Source organism: Idiomarina sp. UBA4206 (genome assembly GCF_002383015.1).
Lineage (GTDB): Bacteria > Pseudomonadota > Gammaproteobacteria > Enterobacterales > Alteromonadaceae > Idiomarina > Idiomarina abyssalis.
The window spans coordinates 1-2,033 of sequence record NZ_DFTS01000067.1 but is presented as its reverse complement, the minus strand read 5'-3'; the positions used below and the strand labels follow the sequence as shown (position 1 = coordinate 2,033).

Here is a 2,033-nt window from a genome sequence, read left to right as displayed (position 1 = left end):
GCACGCCTTGCCAGCTCCACGTTTGACATACGTCCATCGTCTTGTAATAGCCGAAGGATCTTCCTGTCAGTTTTATCAATAGTGACTTCTACGGGTTGCTCGGCATTAAACATCATAATTCTCTAAAAAAATAACTTTTAACAGTGTATCACACCAAAAAATAACTTAAAAAAAGTAAGTAATACACTAGGGTTTACGTCTATAATTTGCGCCAAATAATTTCCCTTAAACACGAAAATTGTAAGAGGCAGACAATGCTAATTGGTGTACCAAAAGAAATTAAAAACCACGAATACCGCATCGGCTTAACACCTGCTGCTGTGCGCGAGTACGTGGAGAATGGCCACGACGTTATCGTTGAAAACAACGGTGGTGCTGCTATTGGCTTCACGAACGAACAATACATGGAAGCCGGCGCGACTATTATTGATACACCAGAAGAGATTTTCCAGCGTGCCGACATGATTGTAAAAGTAAAAGAACCTCAGCCAAACGAATGCAAAATGCTTCGTGAAGGCCAAATTCTTTATACTTTCCTGCATTTAGCCCCAGACCCAACTCAAACGGAGTTACTGGGTAAAGCAGGTTGTACTGCTATTGCTTACGAAACGGTCACAGATAACCGCAACGGTTTGCCTCTTTTAGCACCGATGAGTGAAGTTGCCGGTCGTATGTCAATTCAGGCAGGTGCACACTACTTAGAAAAAGCACACGGTGGCAGTGGTACCTTATTAGGTGGCGTTCCTGGCGTAGCGCCGGGCAAAGTACTGATCATCGGTGGTGGTGTTGTTGGAACTAACGCTGCAAAAATGGCTATTGGCCTGGGTGCTGAAGTCACTATTCTCGATCGCTCTCTGCCTCGCTTACGTGAACTGGATGATATTTTCGCTGGCCGTGTACAAACGGTTTACTCTACCGTTGATGCCATCGATAAATATTCTCAGGAAGCCGATTTAGTCGTTGGCGCTGTTCTTATTCCCGGCGCTGCAGCACCTAAACTGCTTACGCGTGAAAACATCAGTAAGATGAAACCCGGTTCAGTACTGGTTGACGTAGCTATTGACCAGGGCGGTTGTTTTGAAACATCAAAAGCGACAACGCACCAGGACCCTGTTTACATCATTGATGACGTTGTTCACTACTGCGTCGCTAATATGCCAGGTGGCGTTGCACGTACCTCTACTATCGCTCTTAACAATGCAACTTTGCCTTACGGCATTGCACTTGCAAACAAGGGCGTCAAAGCCATGCTGGAAAACGAGCACCTGTTGCGCGGCCTGAATATGCACAAGGGTAAAATTACCTACAAAGCCATTCACGACGACTTGGGTCAGCAGTTAGGTCTGGACTACCAGGACCCACGCGAAGCTCTGCAGGGTTAATACTGACTCTAATAGAAACAAGCCCGTGAACAAAAGTTTGCGGGCTTTTTTGTTGCGGTTCTTGTCGGTCAAGCTTGTAAACCCTACAATCAATCCCCATAGCTAAATAATAAACAATCAAAAACGCATTAATGGAGTTTTTCTAATGGCTGAAGCCAAACACTGTAAGTTACTTATTCTGGGATCAGGACCTGCTGGCTATACAGCTGCAGTCTATGCTGCACGCGCTAATTTAAACCCTGTTATGGTGACAGGTATGCAACAAGGTGGGCAGTTGACTACCACGACCGATGTTGAGAACTGGCCCGGGGACGCAGAAGGTCTGACCGGTCCTGATCTTATGGTGCGTATGCAAAAGCATGCGGAACGTTTTGATACAGAAATTGTGTTTGATCATATCAGCAGCGTCGATTTTTCTAAGCGCCCTTTCCAGTTAAAAGGTGACGTTGGCGAGTATACCGCGGACTCAGTTATTATCAGCACGGGCGCTTCAGCTAAGTACTTAGGCTTAGATTCAGAAGAAGCCTTCATGGGTAAAGGCGTTTCAGCTTGCGCAACCTGTGACGGCTTTTTCTACAAAAAGCAAAAGGTCTGCGTTGTCGGCGGTGGTAACACAGCCGTTGAGGAAGCCCTGTACCTGTCGAACATTGC

General features: G+C 46.2%; 3 protein-coding genes. 2 read left to right on the top strand and 1 reads right to left on the bottom strand.

Going from position 1 to position 2,033, the window contains the following annotated elements; genetic code table 11:
* The coding region (locus B3180_RS13300) for an AsnC family transcriptional regulator (RefSeq protein WP_414654056.1) at positions 1-116 on the bottom strand (116 nt) is incomplete at its 3' end.
* A 138-nt stretch (positions 117-254) separates the two neighbouring features.
* On the opposite strand from B3180_RS13300, the gene ald reads away from it, so the two are divergent.
* Together ald and B3180_RS13290 are read left to right on the top strand one after the other, a co-directional pair.
* Positions 255-1,382, top strand: coding sequence for an alanine dehydrogenase (gene ald, locus B3180_RS13295; protein WP_054487867.1), 1,128 nt, complete (start codon positions 255-257; stop codon positions 1,380-1,382).
* A 145-nt stretch (positions 1,383-1,527) separates the two neighbouring features.
* A partial coding sequence (locus B3180_RS13290) for an FAD-dependent oxidoreductase (RefSeq protein ID WP_286845025.1) occupies positions 1,528-2,033 on the top strand: 506 nt, incomplete at its 3' end.